The sequence below is a fragment of the Methylocella silvestris BL2 genome (assembly GCF_000021745.1).
Classification (GTDB): Bacteria; Pseudomonadota; Alphaproteobacteria; order Rhizobiales; family Beijerinckiaceae; genus Methylocapsa; species Methylocapsa silvestris.
The window spans coordinates 701,709-715,221 of the sequence record NC_011666.1; the positions used below are offsets into that span (position 1 = coordinate 701,709).

Annotated in this window: 14 protein-coding genes; 3 read left to right on the forward strand and 11 right to left on the reverse strand. The window is 64.4% G+C overall.

Annotation, left to right across the window (positions count from 1 at the left end; translation table 11 throughout):
* Positions 1-11: 11 nt before the first annotated feature.
* Positions 12-338, reverse strand: coding sequence for a ribosome silencing factor (gene rsfS, locus MSIL_RS03305; RefSeq protein WP_041368398.1), 327 nt, complete (start codon positions 336-338; stop codon positions 12-14).
* A 358-nt stretch (positions 339-696) separates the two neighbouring features.
* Between rsfS and MSIL_RS03310 the strand changes: the two genes are divergently transcribed.
* On the forward strand, positions 697-1,581 hold the full coding sequence (locus MSIL_RS03310) for an alpha/beta hydrolase (protein WP_012589691.1): 885 nt from the start codon (positions 697-699) through the stop codon (positions 1,579-1,581).
* Between the two features lie 23 nt (positions 1,582-1,604).
* Here MSIL_RS03310 and MSIL_RS03315 read toward each other — a convergent pair whose 3' ends face one another.
* From MSIL_RS03315 to MSIL_RS03340, 6 genes are all read right to left on the reverse strand, one after another.
* Positions 1,605-2,123, reverse strand: a complete 519-nt coding sequence (locus MSIL_RS03315) for a MerR family transcriptional regulator (protein ID WP_012589692.1) — start codon at positions 2,121-2,123, stop codon at positions 1,605-1,607.
* Positions 2,124-2,308: 185 nt separating this feature from the next.
* Positions 2,309-2,647 (reverse strand): integration host factor subunit alpha, encoded by a 339-nt coding sequence (locus MSIL_RS03320; protein ID WP_012589693.1) that lies wholly within the window; start codon positions 2,645-2,647, stop codon positions 2,309-2,311.
* 364 nt (positions 2,648-3,011) lie between these two features.
* Positions 3,012-4,001: a beta-ketoacyl-ACP synthase III gene (locus MSIL_RS03325; protein ID WP_012589694.1), complete on the reverse strand. Its 990-nt coding sequence runs from the start codon at positions 3,999-4,001 to the stop codon at positions 3,012-3,014.
* Positions 4,002-4,004: 3 nt separating this feature from the next.
* Positions 4,005-5,114 (reverse strand): phosphate acyltransferase PlsX, encoded by a 1,110-nt coding sequence (gene plsX / locus MSIL_RS03330; protein WP_012589695.1) that lies wholly within the window; start codon positions 5,112-5,114, stop codon positions 4,005-4,007.
* Between the two features lie 369 nt (positions 5,115-5,483).
* Entirely contained in the window at positions 5,484-6,098 is a 615-nt protein-coding gene (locus MSIL_RS03335; RefSeq protein ID WP_012589696.1) for a YceD family protein, read from the reverse strand.
* Between the two features lie 25 nt (positions 6,099-6,123).
* Positions 6,124-6,651 carry a ubiquinol-cytochrome C chaperone family protein gene (locus MSIL_RS03340; protein WP_012589697.1) on the reverse strand — a complete coding sequence of 176 codons (528 nt, stop codon included), beginning with the start codon at positions 6,649-6,651 and terminating at the stop codon, positions 6,124-6,126.
* Between the two features lie 223 nt (positions 6,652-6,874).
* Between MSIL_RS03340 and MSIL_RS03345 the strand changes: the two genes are divergently transcribed.
* A complete protein-coding gene (locus tag MSIL_RS03345; protein ID WP_012589698.1) occupies positions 6,875-7,366 on the forward strand; it encodes an outer membrane protein assembly factor BamE in 492 nt (163 codons plus the stop codon).
* Between the two features lie 139 nt (positions 7,367-7,505).
* Here the strand turns inward: MSIL_RS03345 and MSIL_RS03350 are convergent, their stop codons facing one another.
* The 4 genes from MSIL_RS03350 to ribH all read right to left on the reverse strand — a co-directional run bounded on the left by MSIL_RS03350 (position 7,506) and on the right by ribH (position 11,830).
* Positions 7,506-9,641, reverse strand: coding sequence for a sodium-translocating pyrophosphatase (locus MSIL_RS03350; protein WP_012589699.1), 2,136 nt, complete (start codon positions 9,639-9,641; stop codon positions 7,506-7,508).
* Positions 9,642-9,801: 160 nt separating this feature from the next.
* Positions 9,802-10,773: a thiamine-phosphate kinase gene (thiL, locus tag MSIL_RS03355; RefSeq protein WP_012589700.1), complete on the reverse strand. Its 972-nt coding sequence runs from the start codon at positions 10,771-10,773 to the stop codon at positions 9,802-9,804.
* A gap of 101 nt (positions 10,774-10,874) precedes the next feature.
* Positions 10,875-11,339, reverse strand: coding sequence for a transcription antitermination factor NusB (gene nusB, locus MSIL_RS03360; RefSeq protein ID WP_012589701.1), 465 nt, complete (start codon positions 11,337-11,339; stop codon positions 10,875-10,877).
* Entirely contained in the window at positions 11,336-11,830 is a 495-nt protein-coding gene (gene ribH / locus MSIL_RS03365) for a 6,7-dimethyl-8-ribityllumazine synthase (protein WP_012589702.1), read from the reverse strand. The genes nusB and ribH overlap by 4 nt, the downstream gene beginning before the upstream one ends.
* A 142-nt stretch (positions 11,831-11,972) precedes the next feature.
* Here ribH and MSIL_RS03370 point away from each other — a divergent pair, with 142 nt between their 5' ends.
* Entirely contained in the window at positions 11,973-13,508 is a 1,536-nt protein-coding gene (locus MSIL_RS03370; protein WP_041368404.1) for a bifunctional aminoglycoside phosphotransferase/ATP-binding protein, read from the forward strand.
* The last annotated feature ends 5 nt before the right edge of the window (positions 13,509-13,513 follow it).

Sequence of the window (13,513 nt, forward strand, 5' to 3'; positions counted from 1 at the left end):
GGAGGATTGGATCAGCCGGCGCGCAATTCGCCCGGCCGGCCGACGCCCCACATCTTTTCGAGATTGTAGAAGAGGCGAACTTCCGGCCTGAAGATGTGCACGATGATATCGCTGCCATCGATCAAAACCCAGTCGCCCGCCTGCAGCCCTTCGGTGCGCGGCGCCGCCTGAACATCCTTGAACGCCTTGATGACGCGATCCGCCAACGCTCCGACATGGGTGCTGGAGCGTCCGGTCGCGATAATCATGACATCGGCGAGGGTGGTTTTTCCGTGCAGATCGATGGAGACGATATCTTCGGCTTTTGCGTCGTCGAGAGCCGTCAAGATAGTCCGCACGAGGGTTCCGGCGTCGGGTCTGGGCTGACCGGGGACCGGGTGAAGCGGCTGAGGCGCCGTTCCGCCAAAAATCGTGGGTATCAGTTTACGATCCTCTTGCAACTTCGGCGGCATCGCCGAGCTTGATCGTTAACATGGCGTAAATTCTCCGCCTTTGCAATCTGCATTACTGAACCGTAACCTTGCGCAAGCGTGAAACGCCTGAGAGGCGCCCGCGGAGGATCATGCGTCACCTTGCCTATTTAAGCGCCAGACCCCGACTTCCGCACACAGCGCGCGCGCCCGCCAGCCTGCCTAAAAAGGGGGCCGGCGTAGGAGGCGGCATCCTCAATGAACCCGCGCAGCGCCGGACGCGCGCATGATCAGCGCGCCGGCCCGCCAGTTCTGGACCTTCATCCATAACAGCCCAAGACTATTCTCCCTCCCGCTCGACATGCGCCGCCGGGCGGCGGAACGGTCGGAAGGCATGACCAGCGAGCCGCGCGGCGTCGCCTTCGCGCCGGCGCCGGACGTTCACGGCCTTTGGGCCGAGCCGCCGGAGGCCCGGCCGGGCGCGGCGATTCTCTATTTCCACGGCGGCGGCTATGTGTGCGGTTCGCCGAAATCGCGGCGCAAGACGCTCGGCCATCTGGCCCTCGCCTGCGCCGCGCGGGCGCTGGCTCCCGCCTATCGGCTTGCGCCCGAACATCCGTTCCCCGCGGCGCTCGAGGACGGCGTTTTCGCCTATCAATGGCTCCTGGCGCAAGGCGCGGAGCCGGCGCGAACGGTCATCGCCGGCGATTCGGCCGGCGGCGGCCTCGCGCTGGCGACCATGCTGGCGGCGCGCGACAAAGGCCTGCCGCCCTGCGCCGGCCTCGTTCTCATGTCGCCATGGACGGATCTCTCCCTCAGCGGCGAGAGTTTTGACAGCCGGGCGTCGACCGACATCACCTGCAGCCGCGCGGCGCTGGGCGAGATGGCCGGCTGGATCCTTGCCGGCGCCGACGCCCGCGCGCCCCTCGCCTCGCCGCTTTTTGCCGATCTTACGGGGTTGCCGCCCATTTTCGCTCTCGTCGGCGGCGACGAGGTCTTGCTCGACGATACGATCGCGCTGATCCGCAAAGCCGCCCACGCTGGCGTCGACGCGTTCGCCTCTGTCGCCGCCGGCATGCAGCACGTCTATCCGATCTGGTCCGGCGTGTTTCCCGAAGCCGATGAGGCGATCGCCTCGATCGGGGATTGGGTTATCGCCCGGACCGAATGAGATGAGATGTATGCGTCAACGTTCTACGTGCGGCGGGCGGCGTCGAGCATGCGCTCGCATTCTTCGAGGTCGCGCATGATCGCCCGCAGCCTGTCGATCGTCTGCGAACGCAAAGGCGCGGCGGCGGGGGGGTAAAGATGCGGATTGGCGCCGCTTCGCTCGGCCTCGCTGGACTGCTCGGCGTCGTCTTGCGAGCTTGTCTGCGTCCCTTGAAACAGATCTCCGCTCCAATTGGCGGCGGCCTGCTCTTGCGGCCCGCCTCCGCTCGCGGCTGTTTCCGAGGCGGCGATAACCGAGCGCGCGCCCTGCTCTTTCAGGATGCGCTGCACGCCCTTGATCGTATAGCCCTCGCTGTAGAGAAGCCGGCGGATCGCGCGCAGGATTTCGATATCATTGGGGCGATAAAAGCGCCGGCCGCCGGCCCGTTTCAACGGCCTGATCTGCGGAAACCGAGTCTCCCAGAATCGCAGCACATGCTGCGGCAGGTCGAGTTCCTCCGCGACTTCGCTGATCGTTCGGAATGCGTCGGCGCTCTTATCCATCTCGAGCCTTCGGCAAGGGCGCAGGCGGCGGAGTTTCAAGGAAGCCGCCCGAATGCAAAGCGCCGCCGTTGCTGACGCGCCCCTGGCCCGCATGGACTCGTCCGACGAGCAGACCGTCGCGTCAGATCAATAATTCGGAGCAAAGCCCGCCGAAAGGTTCGGCGTTATCGGACCATGCTCAAACATCAATCCTCGTCCTCCGCCGCCTCGCCATTGACCCGCGCCTTGAGAACGCTGGAGGGTTTGAAGACGAGAACCCGGCGCTGTGTGATTGGCACTTCGATGCCAGTTTTTGGATTGCGCCCGATGCGCTCGGACTTGGAGCGAACCACAAAGGAGCCGAACGACGAGAGTTTGACCGTCTCGCCTTCGGCCAGCGCGTCCGACAATTCGTTCAGCACCATCTGAACCAACGCGGCCGATTCCTTGCGCGACAGGCCGACGCATCGATAGACGGATTCCGCAAGGTCGACCCGCGTCACGGTGCGACCTTGCGAGCCGGACTCATCCAACCCGTCAACCATGCGCCGCGCCGAAGTTTCCCCGAGTTCGTCCGCAGCCGATATGGCTGTCACCTTGGTCATCCTGCAATCTCATTCTGCCCAGCCACGAAGGACCGTCCGGCTCCGCCCGACGGTCGTAAGCCATTCCTCGCGCGCGACCCCCGCAAGCGAGCGAACCTAAACCAAGATGCGAGCCGCCACGAGCGCGAAAAGAGCGCTCCAAGTGTAACCCAGGCAAGCTGGAAGTCCAGCTTTCGCGCCGCTCCGCGTCGACGCGTTGCGCAATCAATAAAATTGAAAAGAGCAGCGCTGCTCCCGCGCCGCATGGCCCCCGCCAACTTCAACAACTCTGAGGCAAAACCCAGCCTAAATCAAGCGGTTCCCGCTACCAGCGGATTAAAGCGGACGCCCAGGTAAATCCGCCCCCCATCGCCTCGATCATGACGAGATCGCCCCGTTTGATGCGTCCGTCGTCGCGCGCCACGCAAAGAGCCAGCGGGATCGACGCCGCAGACGTATTGGCGTGCAGATCGACGGTCGTGACGACCTTATGTGGCGCTATTTTAAGCTTTTCAGCTGAAGCGTCGATGATCCGGCGATTGGCCTGATGCGGCACGAACCAGTCGAGATCCGCCGCCGTCGTTCCCGTCGCCGCGAAAGCCTCGGTGACGACGTCCGACACCATTCCGACAGCATGGCGGAAAACTTCCCGCCCGGCCATACGCAACACGCCCGTCGTCTTGGTCGAGGACGGACCGCCATTCACATAGAGCGCTTCCCGGTGGCGGCCATCCGAGCGCAGATGAGAGGTCAGCACGCCGCGCCCCATAGCGGCTGAGTCCGGCTGCGCCTCGAGGATAAGCGCGCCGGCGCCGTCGCCGAACAGCACGCAGGTGGTGCGGTCGGTCCAGTCGAGCAGCCGCGAAAATGTCTCGGCGCCAATCACTAGCGCGCGCTTGTGCGAGCCCGAGCGCAGGAATTTGTCGGCGGTCGCCACGGCGAAGACGAAGCCGGAACAAACCGCCTGCAGATCGAAAGCCGCGCCATGGGTCATGCCCAGCGCCGCTTGGACCTGCGTCGCGACGGACGGAAAGGTAAAATCCGGCGTCGAGGTCGCGACGATGATCAGATCAATGTCCGCTTCCGTCAGCCCGGCGTCGTTAAGCGCGGCCGTCGCGGCGTTGACGCCCAGCTTTGAGGTCGGCTCGTCTTCGGAGGCGATATGGCGCTGCCTGATCCCGGTGCGCTGCACGATCCATTCGTCGCTCGTCTCGAGCACTTTCTCAAGATCGGCGTTGCTGACGATCCGCTTCGGGAGATAAGAGCCAAGGCCGACGACGACGGAGCTGAGTTTGCCTTCGGTTGAAACTGTCAAAGCTCAAGAATCCATACGAAGCTGGGCTGATTGCGGCACGGCGGCGGCCCGCTCGCCGCCGGCGGTTTGACTGTTCGGCGCGCGGGACGCCAGTTCATGCGAATGGGCGAGCGCGCCTCGGATCTGGCCCAGCAATTCATGACGGGCGATCCGGTAGGCGATCTCGATGGCGACCGAGGTCCCGAACACATCCGAATGGCCGTGGCTCTTGATGACGACGCCGTCGAGGCCGAGAAACGTTCCGCCATTGACGTTGCGCGGGTCCATCTTGGCCTTCAGAGTCGCGAGCCCCTTGCGGGCGAAGAAATAGCCGATCTTCGACATCAGATCGCGGCTCAGCGCCTCGCGCAGATATTGCCCCATCTGGCTCGCGGTCCCTTCCGCGGTCTTCAAGGCGATATTGCCGCTGAACCCTTCGGTCACGACGACGTCGACCGTGCCCCTGCCGATATCGCCGCCTTCGACGAAGCCGACATAATCGAGTTGGGGCAAAGCCATCTCGCGCAATAGTTTCGAGGCGGCCTTGACGTCGTCGACGCCCTTCATCTCCTCGGATCCGATATTGAGCAGGCCGACGGTGGGACGCTCTACGTCGAGGACGGCGCGGGCCATGGCCGCGCCCATGATGGCGAGATTGACGAGATGGCGCGCGTCGGCGCCGATCGAGGCTCCGACATCGAGCACGATGGTCCGGCCGCGGATCGTCGGCCAGATCGCCGCGATGGCGGGCCGGTCTACGCCGGGCATGGTATGCAGGCACGTCTTCGCCATCGCCATCAGCGCGCCGGTGTTGCCCGCCGACACCGCAATATCGGCGGCGTTTTTCTTGACGGCGTCAATCGAGAGCCACATCGACGAGTTGCGGCGCCCCGAGCGCAAGGCCTGACTCGGCTTGTCGTCCATCCGCACCGCGACATTGGTGTGATGCAGAGTGGCGACCGCGGCGAGCGCAGGGTGGGCCGCCAGATAAGGCTTGATCAGCTTTTCGTCGCCGAACAATAAAAAGGCGATGTTCAACCCGCGCTCAAGCGCCAGAGCCGCTCCCGGAAGCATGACTTCCGGTCCAAAATCGCCGCCCATGGCGTCGAGAGCTATGCGAACCGTCTTCATCATGGCGTTCAGGACATCGTCAAAGTTCGCAACAAGGATAGTTGGCGCATCCGCCGGCGAGTGAGGCGCAAGGATCGGCAGAGCGCATGACAGGAGTACAACGGGCCGCTTCGACCGGCGCGGTCTCTTGCAAGATGGGCCGCCGGCTGAACCTGCCTCTCAAATTCTGAACCGCCGCGTTTACGCTTTGCCCCGTCTTGCGCGAAAGCGCGCCCGAGGTTCGAAAAACACGCGGCGCGTCAGGCGTTTCGACGCTCTCAGGCGATCAAATATAGGATAAAGGGCGGAGATCATAGTGGCGCCGAAACACGCGGCGCTGGAAATCTTTCGGCTTCGCAGCCCGTTCGAAATCGCGGTCATCGCCTGCCCCGATCATTCGTCGGTCCGCTTTTTCAGGACGGCGAAGGGCGAGGCGGCGTCCTCGGCGGCGCCCAGAACCGCATCCGCGTCGAACGAAGCGCCGGGCTTGCGCGGATGGGGATCGAGGTTCAGCACCAAAAACTCCTCGACGAGCGCGCCGAGATCGATCTGGCCGTTGAGGATCGGCTCGGGGCCCTCCAGGATCACCGGCGGCGGCTCGGGCTCGCGCCGCGCTCCGCGCGCGGCTCTCGGCCCCCGCGGGGCCGGCTCCCTCGCGACGACGAAATCGGCCTCAATATCCCCCTCGACCTCGGTTTCGAACGGATCGAGCGTCACGACGCAGGTCGCGACGACGCGAGCCTTCAACCGGCCGCCGACCTCGATCCGCGCGCCCTCCTTGGTGATTTCGAGATCGGCCGTGAGGCTTTCGATCGCGACAAGACCGTCCGCCGCGGCGATGGCGGCGCGTTCGGCCGGATCGGCGATGGCGGCGATTTTCAGTCCCGTATCAGGCACTTCGGAAATTTTGACGATGCGCGGCATGAGCGAGGCGACGCTTGGCGCCCCCTCCTTCTCCGCCGGCGCGCACCGCGTTTTACCGGTCTGACGCCAATCGTTGGATTTCATCGCAATCGTCTCCCTGATCGCCCTGTCAAGCCACGCCGGCGGGGTCCGGAAACGGCAGCGGCCCGTTGACGAATGTTTCGAAAGGCGCGCGAGCCAGCGCCGCGCCCGCCGCCGCGACATAACGGGCGAGGCGCGCCGCATCGCCCCGGCCGGCATAGATATTCCGGCGCAGCGCCTCTTCCAGCGCGGGGCCGCCGGCGCGGGCCGCGCTATCATAAGCAAGGCCCCGGCCAAGGAAAGCCTCGGCGAGAACCTTCATTTTCTTCGGCACCGTCGGATCGCCGACGCCCATTTCGCGCAAGGTCCCGTCGAGATGGGCGAATATGGCGTTGACGAGGTCCTGCGCCAGATCGGGCGCGGGCGGCGCCATTGCGTTGAGCTGGCGTAGCACCAGCGTCGCATGCAGCGTCATGGCTTCGAAGCGGCCCTCGAAACTGTCCGGAACGCCATAGTCGACAAATAGCGCGGGCTCGCGCGCAGCGGCAATGATCTCGCCAAGGAGACGCGCGATAAGCTTGCGATTGGCGGCTCTTCGGGAAAACCAGGATAGCATTCTTAAAAATATCCGCTCCGCCGGCGCCTGAAATTCACGCGGGCTTAACCTTCGAAACGCCAGATTGTCCCCGCCCAGCGGACGTCTGCCGAGCTTTGGCGAGGCGGCGCCTTGCTTTTACCAAAGCTGACGGCTAGGCATCGCCCAGCCTCGCGGCCAAAGCAAGCCGGCGGCTTCGAATTCGTTACCCGTCACATCGCAATTGCTCCGGAGATTTTAGGGAATGTGGCTCGCCATCGCGACTAAAAGCCGCCTGAAGTCGGCGCCTGGCGCGCGCTCCGGTTTCTTCGGACTGAAGCTCGCCCTTGCGGCGGCCCTGCCGCTGGGGCTTGGCGGGTGCCTTGGTTATGACGGCACGGTGGTGCATGGCTATCAATCCGACCCGCGCACCCTGGAGCAAGTTCGCGTCGGCGCCTCCGCCGAACAGGTGCTGACCCTGCTTGGAACGCCGACCACGACCTCGACCGTCGGCGGCGGCGTCTGGTATTATGTGACGCAGGTGACCGACCGCAGCATCGCCTTCCTGCAGCCGAAGCTCATCGACCAGCGCGTGTTCGCTGTCTATTTCGACAAAAACAAGAAAGTCGAGCGGATCGCCAATTACGGCATCCAGGACGGCAAGGTGTTCGACTTCGTCTCGCGCACGACGCCAACGGCTGGCGCGGAATCGACCTTCCTCAAGGGCATGTTCCTGAATTTGATGCGCTTCCAATAGTCTCGCGGCGAAGCGGCGCCTGCTTCGCCCGCTGCGGCGGCGGGCGCGCTTCTTCAGCGCCCCTGCTCTCCAACCGCTCTTCAGTTTTTATGCAAAAAGGTCAGGCGTGGCATCGCCTGACCTTTTGTGTATCTGCAATTTAGTGCGCCAGCACCGCGAGCAACAGCAGAGCGACGATGTTGGTGATCTTGATCGCCGGGTTCACTGCCGGGCCGGCCGTGTCCTTGTAAGGGTCGCCGACGGTGTCGCCTGTGACGGAGGCCTTGTGCGCCTCTCCGCCCTTGAAATGCTTGACGCCATCCTTGTCGGTAAACCCGTCCTCAAAGCTTTTCTTGGCGTTGTCCCAGGCGCCGCCGCCAGAGGTCATCGAGATCGCCACGAACAGGCCATTGACGATGACGCCGAGCAGCGAGGCGCCGAGCGCCGCGAAGGCGGAGGCGCGCGATCCCGAAATGAGCAGCACGCCGAAATAGACGACGATCGGCGCCAGCACCGGCAGGAGCGAAGGGATAATCATTTCCCGGATCGCCGCCTTGGTCAGCATGTCGACGGCGCGGCCGTAATCCGGCCGCTCGGTTCCCAGCATGATGCCGGGCTTTTCCTTGAACTGGCGGCGCACTTCCTCGACGACAGAGCCGGCCGCACGGCCGACCGCGGTCATGGCGATGCCGCTGAAAAGATAGGGAATCAGACCGCCGAAGATGAGGCCGGCGACGACATAAGGGTTGGAGATATCGAAGGAGACCGCTCCCATGCCCTTGAAATAGGGGAACTGGTCGGGGTTTGCGGCGAAATATTCAAGATCATGGCTGTAGGCGTTGAACAGCACCAGAGCGCCGAGCCCGGCTGAGCCGATGGCGTAGCCCTTGGTCACCGCCTTGGTGGTGTTGCCGACGGCGTCGAGCGCGTCGGTCACCTGCCTCACCTCCTTTGGCAGCCCGGCCATCTCGGCGATGCCGCCGGCATTGTCCGTGACCGGGCCGAAGGCGTCGAGAGCGACGATCATTCCGGCGAGGCCAAGCATGGTCGTAACCGCAATCGCGGTGCCGAACAGCCCGGCGAGCTGGCTCGTCGCGATGATGCCGCCGATGATGACGAGCGCCGGAAGCGCGGTCGATTCGAGCGAGACGGCGAGGCCCTGAATCACATTGGTGCCGTGGCCCGTGACGGAGGCCTGGGCGATCGAGACGACCGGCCGTTTGCCGGTGCCGGTATAATATTCCGTGATGACGACGATGCAGCCGGTGACGATCAAGCCGATGAGGCCACACAGGAACAGATGGAACCCGGAAACCGGAACGCCCTTGACCGCCCCGATGGTGCCCCAGCCGACGGTGAGCGAGGTCGCCAGCGCGAGGCCGATGATGGAGAACAGGCCGGCGGCAATGAGGCCCTTGTAAAGCGCGCCCATGATCGACTGGCTGGCGTCCAGCTTGACGAAATAAGTTCCGGCGATCGAGGTGACGATGCAGGTCGCGCAGATCGCCAGCGGATAGATCATCGCGCTGTAGAGAACCGGCTGGCCGACGAAAAAGATCGCGGCGAGCACCATCGTCGCGACGACCGTTACGGCGTAGGTTTCGAACAAATCCGCCGCCATGCCGGCGCAATCGCCGACATTGTCGCCGACATTGTCGGCGATCGTGGCGGGATTGCGCGGATCGTCTTCCGGAATGCCGGCCTCAACCTTGCCGACAAGGTCGGCTCCGACGTCGGCGCCCTTGGTGAAGATGCCGCCGCCAAGACGGGCGAAGATCGAAATCAGCGAGGCGCCGAAGCCCAGCGCGACAAGCGCGTCGATGGTTTCGCGGCTGTTGGCGGCGTGGCCGAGAGGACCCGTCAGGACATAAAAATAACCGGAGACGCCGAGCAGAGCGAGGCCGGCGACGAGCATTCCGGTCACCGCGCCCGCCTTGAAGGAAATGTCCAAGCCGTCAGCGAGGGAGCGCGAAGCCGCCTCTGCGGTGCGGACATTGGCGCGCACCGACACATTCATGCCGACGAAGCCGGCCGCGCCCGATAGTACTGCGCCAATCAGAAAGCCAAAGGCGATCGCGCCGCCGAGAAAAAACCAGAAGGCGATGAAAATTACCGCGCCGACGAGGGCGATGGTCAGATATTGACGCTTCAGATAGGCCTGCGCGCCCTCGGCAATCGCGCCGGCGATTTCCTGCATTCGCGCGGAGCCAGCGCTCGCAGCCATGAGTTTGGAGGACGTCACATAGCCGTAAGCGACGGACAGAAGCCCAGCGAAAATGACAAGCCAAATGGCCATCTGTTACCACCCTGCAAATTTTGTTGGGGCTTGGTTTGGAGTCGACGCTCCGCCCGATGGCTGACATTTACAGAAAGGAGTCAGGGGGCGCAATCGACCAAATCAATCGAAGCTCAAGTTTTCAGAATGACCATAAACTTATTTTAATTCAAAGACTTATCTAAAAATGGCTGAATGAGGCGCGCTCAAATCGCAGCACCTCGCCTTTTGCGTTGCGGAAGATGGGCGTAACCGCGCCTCGCCGCGCCTGCCCGATGCGGGTCAGTTTGATTCCCGCGGCTTTGGCGCCCGCCTCCAGCGCCAGCGCTTTTTCAGGGGCGGCGGCGCAAAGGATCTCATAATCGTCGCCGCCGCAGCAGATCGTCTCGATCAAGGCTGGCTGCGCCTCGAGCGCCGCCCGCGCGGCCTGCGAGAGCGGCAGATCCGCCAGCGCGACATCCGCCGTGAGCCCGGCGAGGGCGAGCATTTTCGTCAGGTCGCCGGCGAGGCCGTCCGAAACGTCCATCGCCGCGCGCGCATGGTCGCCAAGCGCATCGATGAGGGCGAGACGGGGCCGCGGCAGCAAATAGCGATCGGCCAGAAAAGCTGCGTTTTCCGCGCCAAGAGCGCCGATCCAGCCCCGATCTTCCTCCCTGTTGAGCCTCAGCCGAAGGCCAAGCGCGGCGTCGCCGACCGTTCCCGAGACGTACAGCGCATCGCCCGTGAGGGCGGCGTCGCGGCGAACCATGCCTTGCGCCGGGGCCGCGCCAAACGCCGTGATCGAAAGCGTCAGCGGTCCCGGCGTCTTGACGGTGTCGCCGCCGAGCAAGGGACAGCCGAAGTCTTGTGCATCCGCGGCAAGGTCGGCGGCAAAGGCCTTCAGCCAATCCGGCGTCCAATCCGGCGGAAGCGCGAGGCCGAGCAGAAATCCCAGCGGCGCCGCGCCCTTGGCCGCGAGATCGGAGAGATTGACGCGCAACGCCTTGCGCGCAATCGCGCCCGGGAGATCATTTTCAAAAAAATGCACCCCGGCGACGAGGAGATCCTTGGTGAGGATCAGCCCGCGGCCCTGCGGCGCGTTTAGCAGCGCCGCGTCGTCGCGAAGTCCAAGACCCGCCTCTCCCGCGATCGGGGCGAAAAAAGCGGCGATCAATTCGTCCTCAGAGAGGCTCAGCGGTCGTTCCCCCTCGGCGCGAGCTTATTGTTTAGCGCAGCTTCTTTTCGCAAGACTCTGCAACTTTTGCTGAAATTGCTTCAGCGCGGCCGCTCGAATTCCTCGGCGCGAAAGCGGCGCGCGAGATGGTCGAGAACGGCGTTGACCATGCCGGATTCCTCGCGCTCGAAGAAAGCGCCGGCGACGTCGACATATTCCTTGATCGCCACCCGCGCCGGGACGTCGGTCCGCTTTTTCAATTCATAGGCGCCGGCGCGCAAAATCGCGCGCAGCACCGAGTCGATCCGCACCAGCGGCCAGCCCTCGACCAACGTCTGGTCGATCGCGCGGTCGATCGGCCCCTGATCTGCGAGGACGCCCGAAAGAATATCCTTGAAGAAGGCGAGTTCGGCCGGCTTATAAAGCTGACCCTCGACTTCGCCGCCGAGCCAGAAGGATTCGAACTCGGCGCAGGTCTCCTTGAGGCCCTTGTCGGTGACGTCCATCTGATAGAGGGCCTGGACGGCGGCCAGACGCGCGGCGGAGCGGCCATCGGCGTTGCTCATGAGAGGGCTCCCGCGCGGCGCGCCAGACAGTGAAGCGCGACCGCCGCGCGCGCGGCGTCGCCGCCCTTGTCGCCGCGATCCGGGTCGGCGCGTTCCTCCGCCTGAGCCTCGGTGTCGACGGTGAGAATGCCGTTGCCGAGCGGAAGCTTGTGCGCCACGGCCAATTGCATCAAAGCTCGCGCGCTCTCGGCCGCGACGATTTCGAAATGATAGGTCTCGCCCCTGATGACGCAGCCGAGCGCGACGGCTCCCGCAAAAGGCGCGCCCGCACGCTTGGCCTGATCGGTCGCGATCTCGATAGCGATCGGGATTTCGAGGGCGCCCGGCACGCTGACAAGTTCGTGCGATGCGCGCGCGCGCTCCAGGGCCGCCTTCGCCCCGGCGAGAAGCATCGCGCCGATCGAATCATAGTAGCGGGCTTCGACGATGAGAAAATGCGCGCCGGCGGCGTTTTGGTCCAATTCCGTCAAGGACCGTCGCGGTATGGCCATCAGCTTGGGGCTCAATAAGCAGGAGAGGCCGCGGGCGATGCCCGATTGGTGTTGGCAGTAGCAAGGCGGGCCTTTGCGGGCAAGCAAAACCGGCGGCGCGTCTGACGCAGGGCTCCGCGAGGGGCATGGAATGGAGACGGAAATGGCGGCGGAGAGCGCGGATCAGGCCGAGGTTTTCGCCTTTCTCGGCGATCCAGCGACCCATGGCTTGCGCGAACCCGTCATCCGTATCGACACGCATGGCGCGTCGGTCTTTCTTGCTGGCGACGACGTCTACAAGGTGAAGCGGGCGGTGCGGTTTCCCTTCATGGATTTCTCGACCCTTGAGAAACGCAGGCTTGCCTGCGAGGCAGAGATTGAGGCGAACCGGCGAAACGCGCCGGATCTCTACCTCGGCGTCATTCCGATTTCACGTGAGAGTAATCATCTAAGATTAGGAAAAGGCAGTGAGATTATCGAATGGGCTGTGCATCTGCGCCGGTTCGATGAAAATCGAACGCTGGATCGCCTCGCGGCGCAGGGACCGCTCGAGCCCAAGATTGCCGCGCAGTTCGGCGAGATGGTCGCCGCTGCGCATTGCAAGGCGCCCGTTTTTCGTGACAGGAACGCGACCGCGACCTTGCGCGCCCAGATCATCGAAACGGGGCGCGGACTTGCGGACGCCGGCGATGTTTTTCCGGCTGAAGCCGCCGCGCGCCTCCAAGGCGCCATGCTCGGCGCCTTCGACGACGTCGAGCCGCTGCTGCTGCGCCGGGAAGAGGCGGGCGACGTCCGCCGCTGCCACGGCGATCTGCATCTGCGCAATATCGTCATGATCGGCGACGCGCCCGTCTTGTTCGACGCGCTTGAGTTCGACGAGAAACTGGCGATTTGCGATCGTCTTTACGACCTCGCCTTCCTCCTTATGGATTTTTGGACTCGCGGCCATTTCAGCGAAGCCAATCTGACCATGAACCGCTATCTCTCGGCGAGCGATTCCCTTGAGGCGCAGCTTTCCGGCCTAAAGGCCCTGCCCGTATTCCTCAGCCTGCGGGCGGCGATCCGCGCCCGGGTGGCGACGCTCGAACCGTCGCCGTCGCCAGAGACGATCGCGTCGGCCCGCCTTCTGTTTGCGGCGGCCGGTGATTTTCTTGCCTTCGAGGCGCCTCGTCTTGTGGCGATCGGCGGCAGGTCAGGCACGGGCAAGACGCAGCTCGCGCGTCGGCTCGCCGCCTCGATCGGCCGGCCGCCCGGCGCTGTTCATCTGCGCAGCGACGTCGCGCGCAAGCGCATGTTCCGCGTATCGGAGCTGGAGCGTCTGCCTCAGGAAGCCTACCAGCCGGAAGCCTCTGTCCCGGTTTACAGCCGCCTTTACGCGCTCGCGGCGCTGACCCTCAAAACCGGACAGAGCGTCGTCATCGACGCCGCGTTTTTCAAGGAGAGCGAGCGGGCGGACGCCGAGGTCGCGACGGGCGCAGGCGGAGCATTCCTCGGCCTCTGGCTCGACGCGCCGCTTCAGGCAAGGCTGCAGCGCGTCTCGGCGCGCCATGGCGACGCCTCCGACGCCGGCCCACAGGTGGCTCTGGCGCAGGAAGACGTTTCCCTTGGCGAAATCAATTGGGTCCGCGTCGACGCCGCGCAGCCGCCCGAACGCGTGGCGCAGGCGGCCCTCGCCGTTCTTCAGAAGCCCGGCGCGTGAGCGCC

Bases quoted from the DNA above. Each gene is read 5' to 3' on its own strand.
- MSIL_RS03310 (WP_012589691.1), top strand. From the start codon at position 697: ATGATCAGCGCGCCGGCCCGCCAGTTCTGGACCTTCATCCATAACAGC.
- MSIL_RS03315 (WP_012589692.1), bottom strand. From the start codon at position 2,123: ATGGATAAGAGCGCCGACGCATTCCGAACGATCAGCGAAGTCGCGGAG.
- MSIL_RS03320 (WP_012589693.1), bottom strand. From the start codon at position 2,647: ATGGTTGACGGGTTGGATGAGTCCGGCTCGCAAGGTCGCACCGTGACG.
- plsX (WP_012589695.1), bottom strand. From the start codon at position 5,114: ATGATGAAGACGGTTCGCATAGCTCTCGACGCCATGGGCGGCGATTTT.
- MSIL_RS03335 (WP_012589696.1), bottom strand. From the start codon at position 6,098: ATGAAATCCAACGATTGGCGTCAGACCGGTAAAACGCGGTGCGCGCCG.
- MSIL_RS03340 (WP_012589697.1), bottom strand. From the start codon at position 6,651: ATGCTATCCTGGTTTTCCCGAAGAGCCGCCAATCGCAAGCTTATCGCG.
- MSIL_RS03345 (WP_012589698.1), top strand. From the start codon at position 6,875: ATGTGGCTCGCCATCGCGACTAAAAGCCGCCTGAAGTCGGCGCCTGGC.
- MSIL_RS03350 (WP_012589699.1), bottom strand. From the start codon at position 9,641: ATGGCCATTTGGCTTGTCATTTTCGCTGGGCTTCTGTCCGTCGCTTAC.
- nusB (WP_012589701.1), bottom strand. From the start codon at position 11,339: ATGAGCAACGCCGATGGCCGCTCCGCCGCGCGTCTGGCCGCCGTCCAG.
- ribH (WP_012589702.1), bottom strand. From the start codon at position 11,830: ATGGCCATACCGCGACGGTCCTTGACGGAATTGGACCAAAACGCCGCC.
- MSIL_RS03370 (WP_041368404.1), top strand. From the start codon at position 11,973: ATGGCGGCGGAGAGCGCGGATCAGGCCGAGGTTTTCGCCTTTCTCGGC.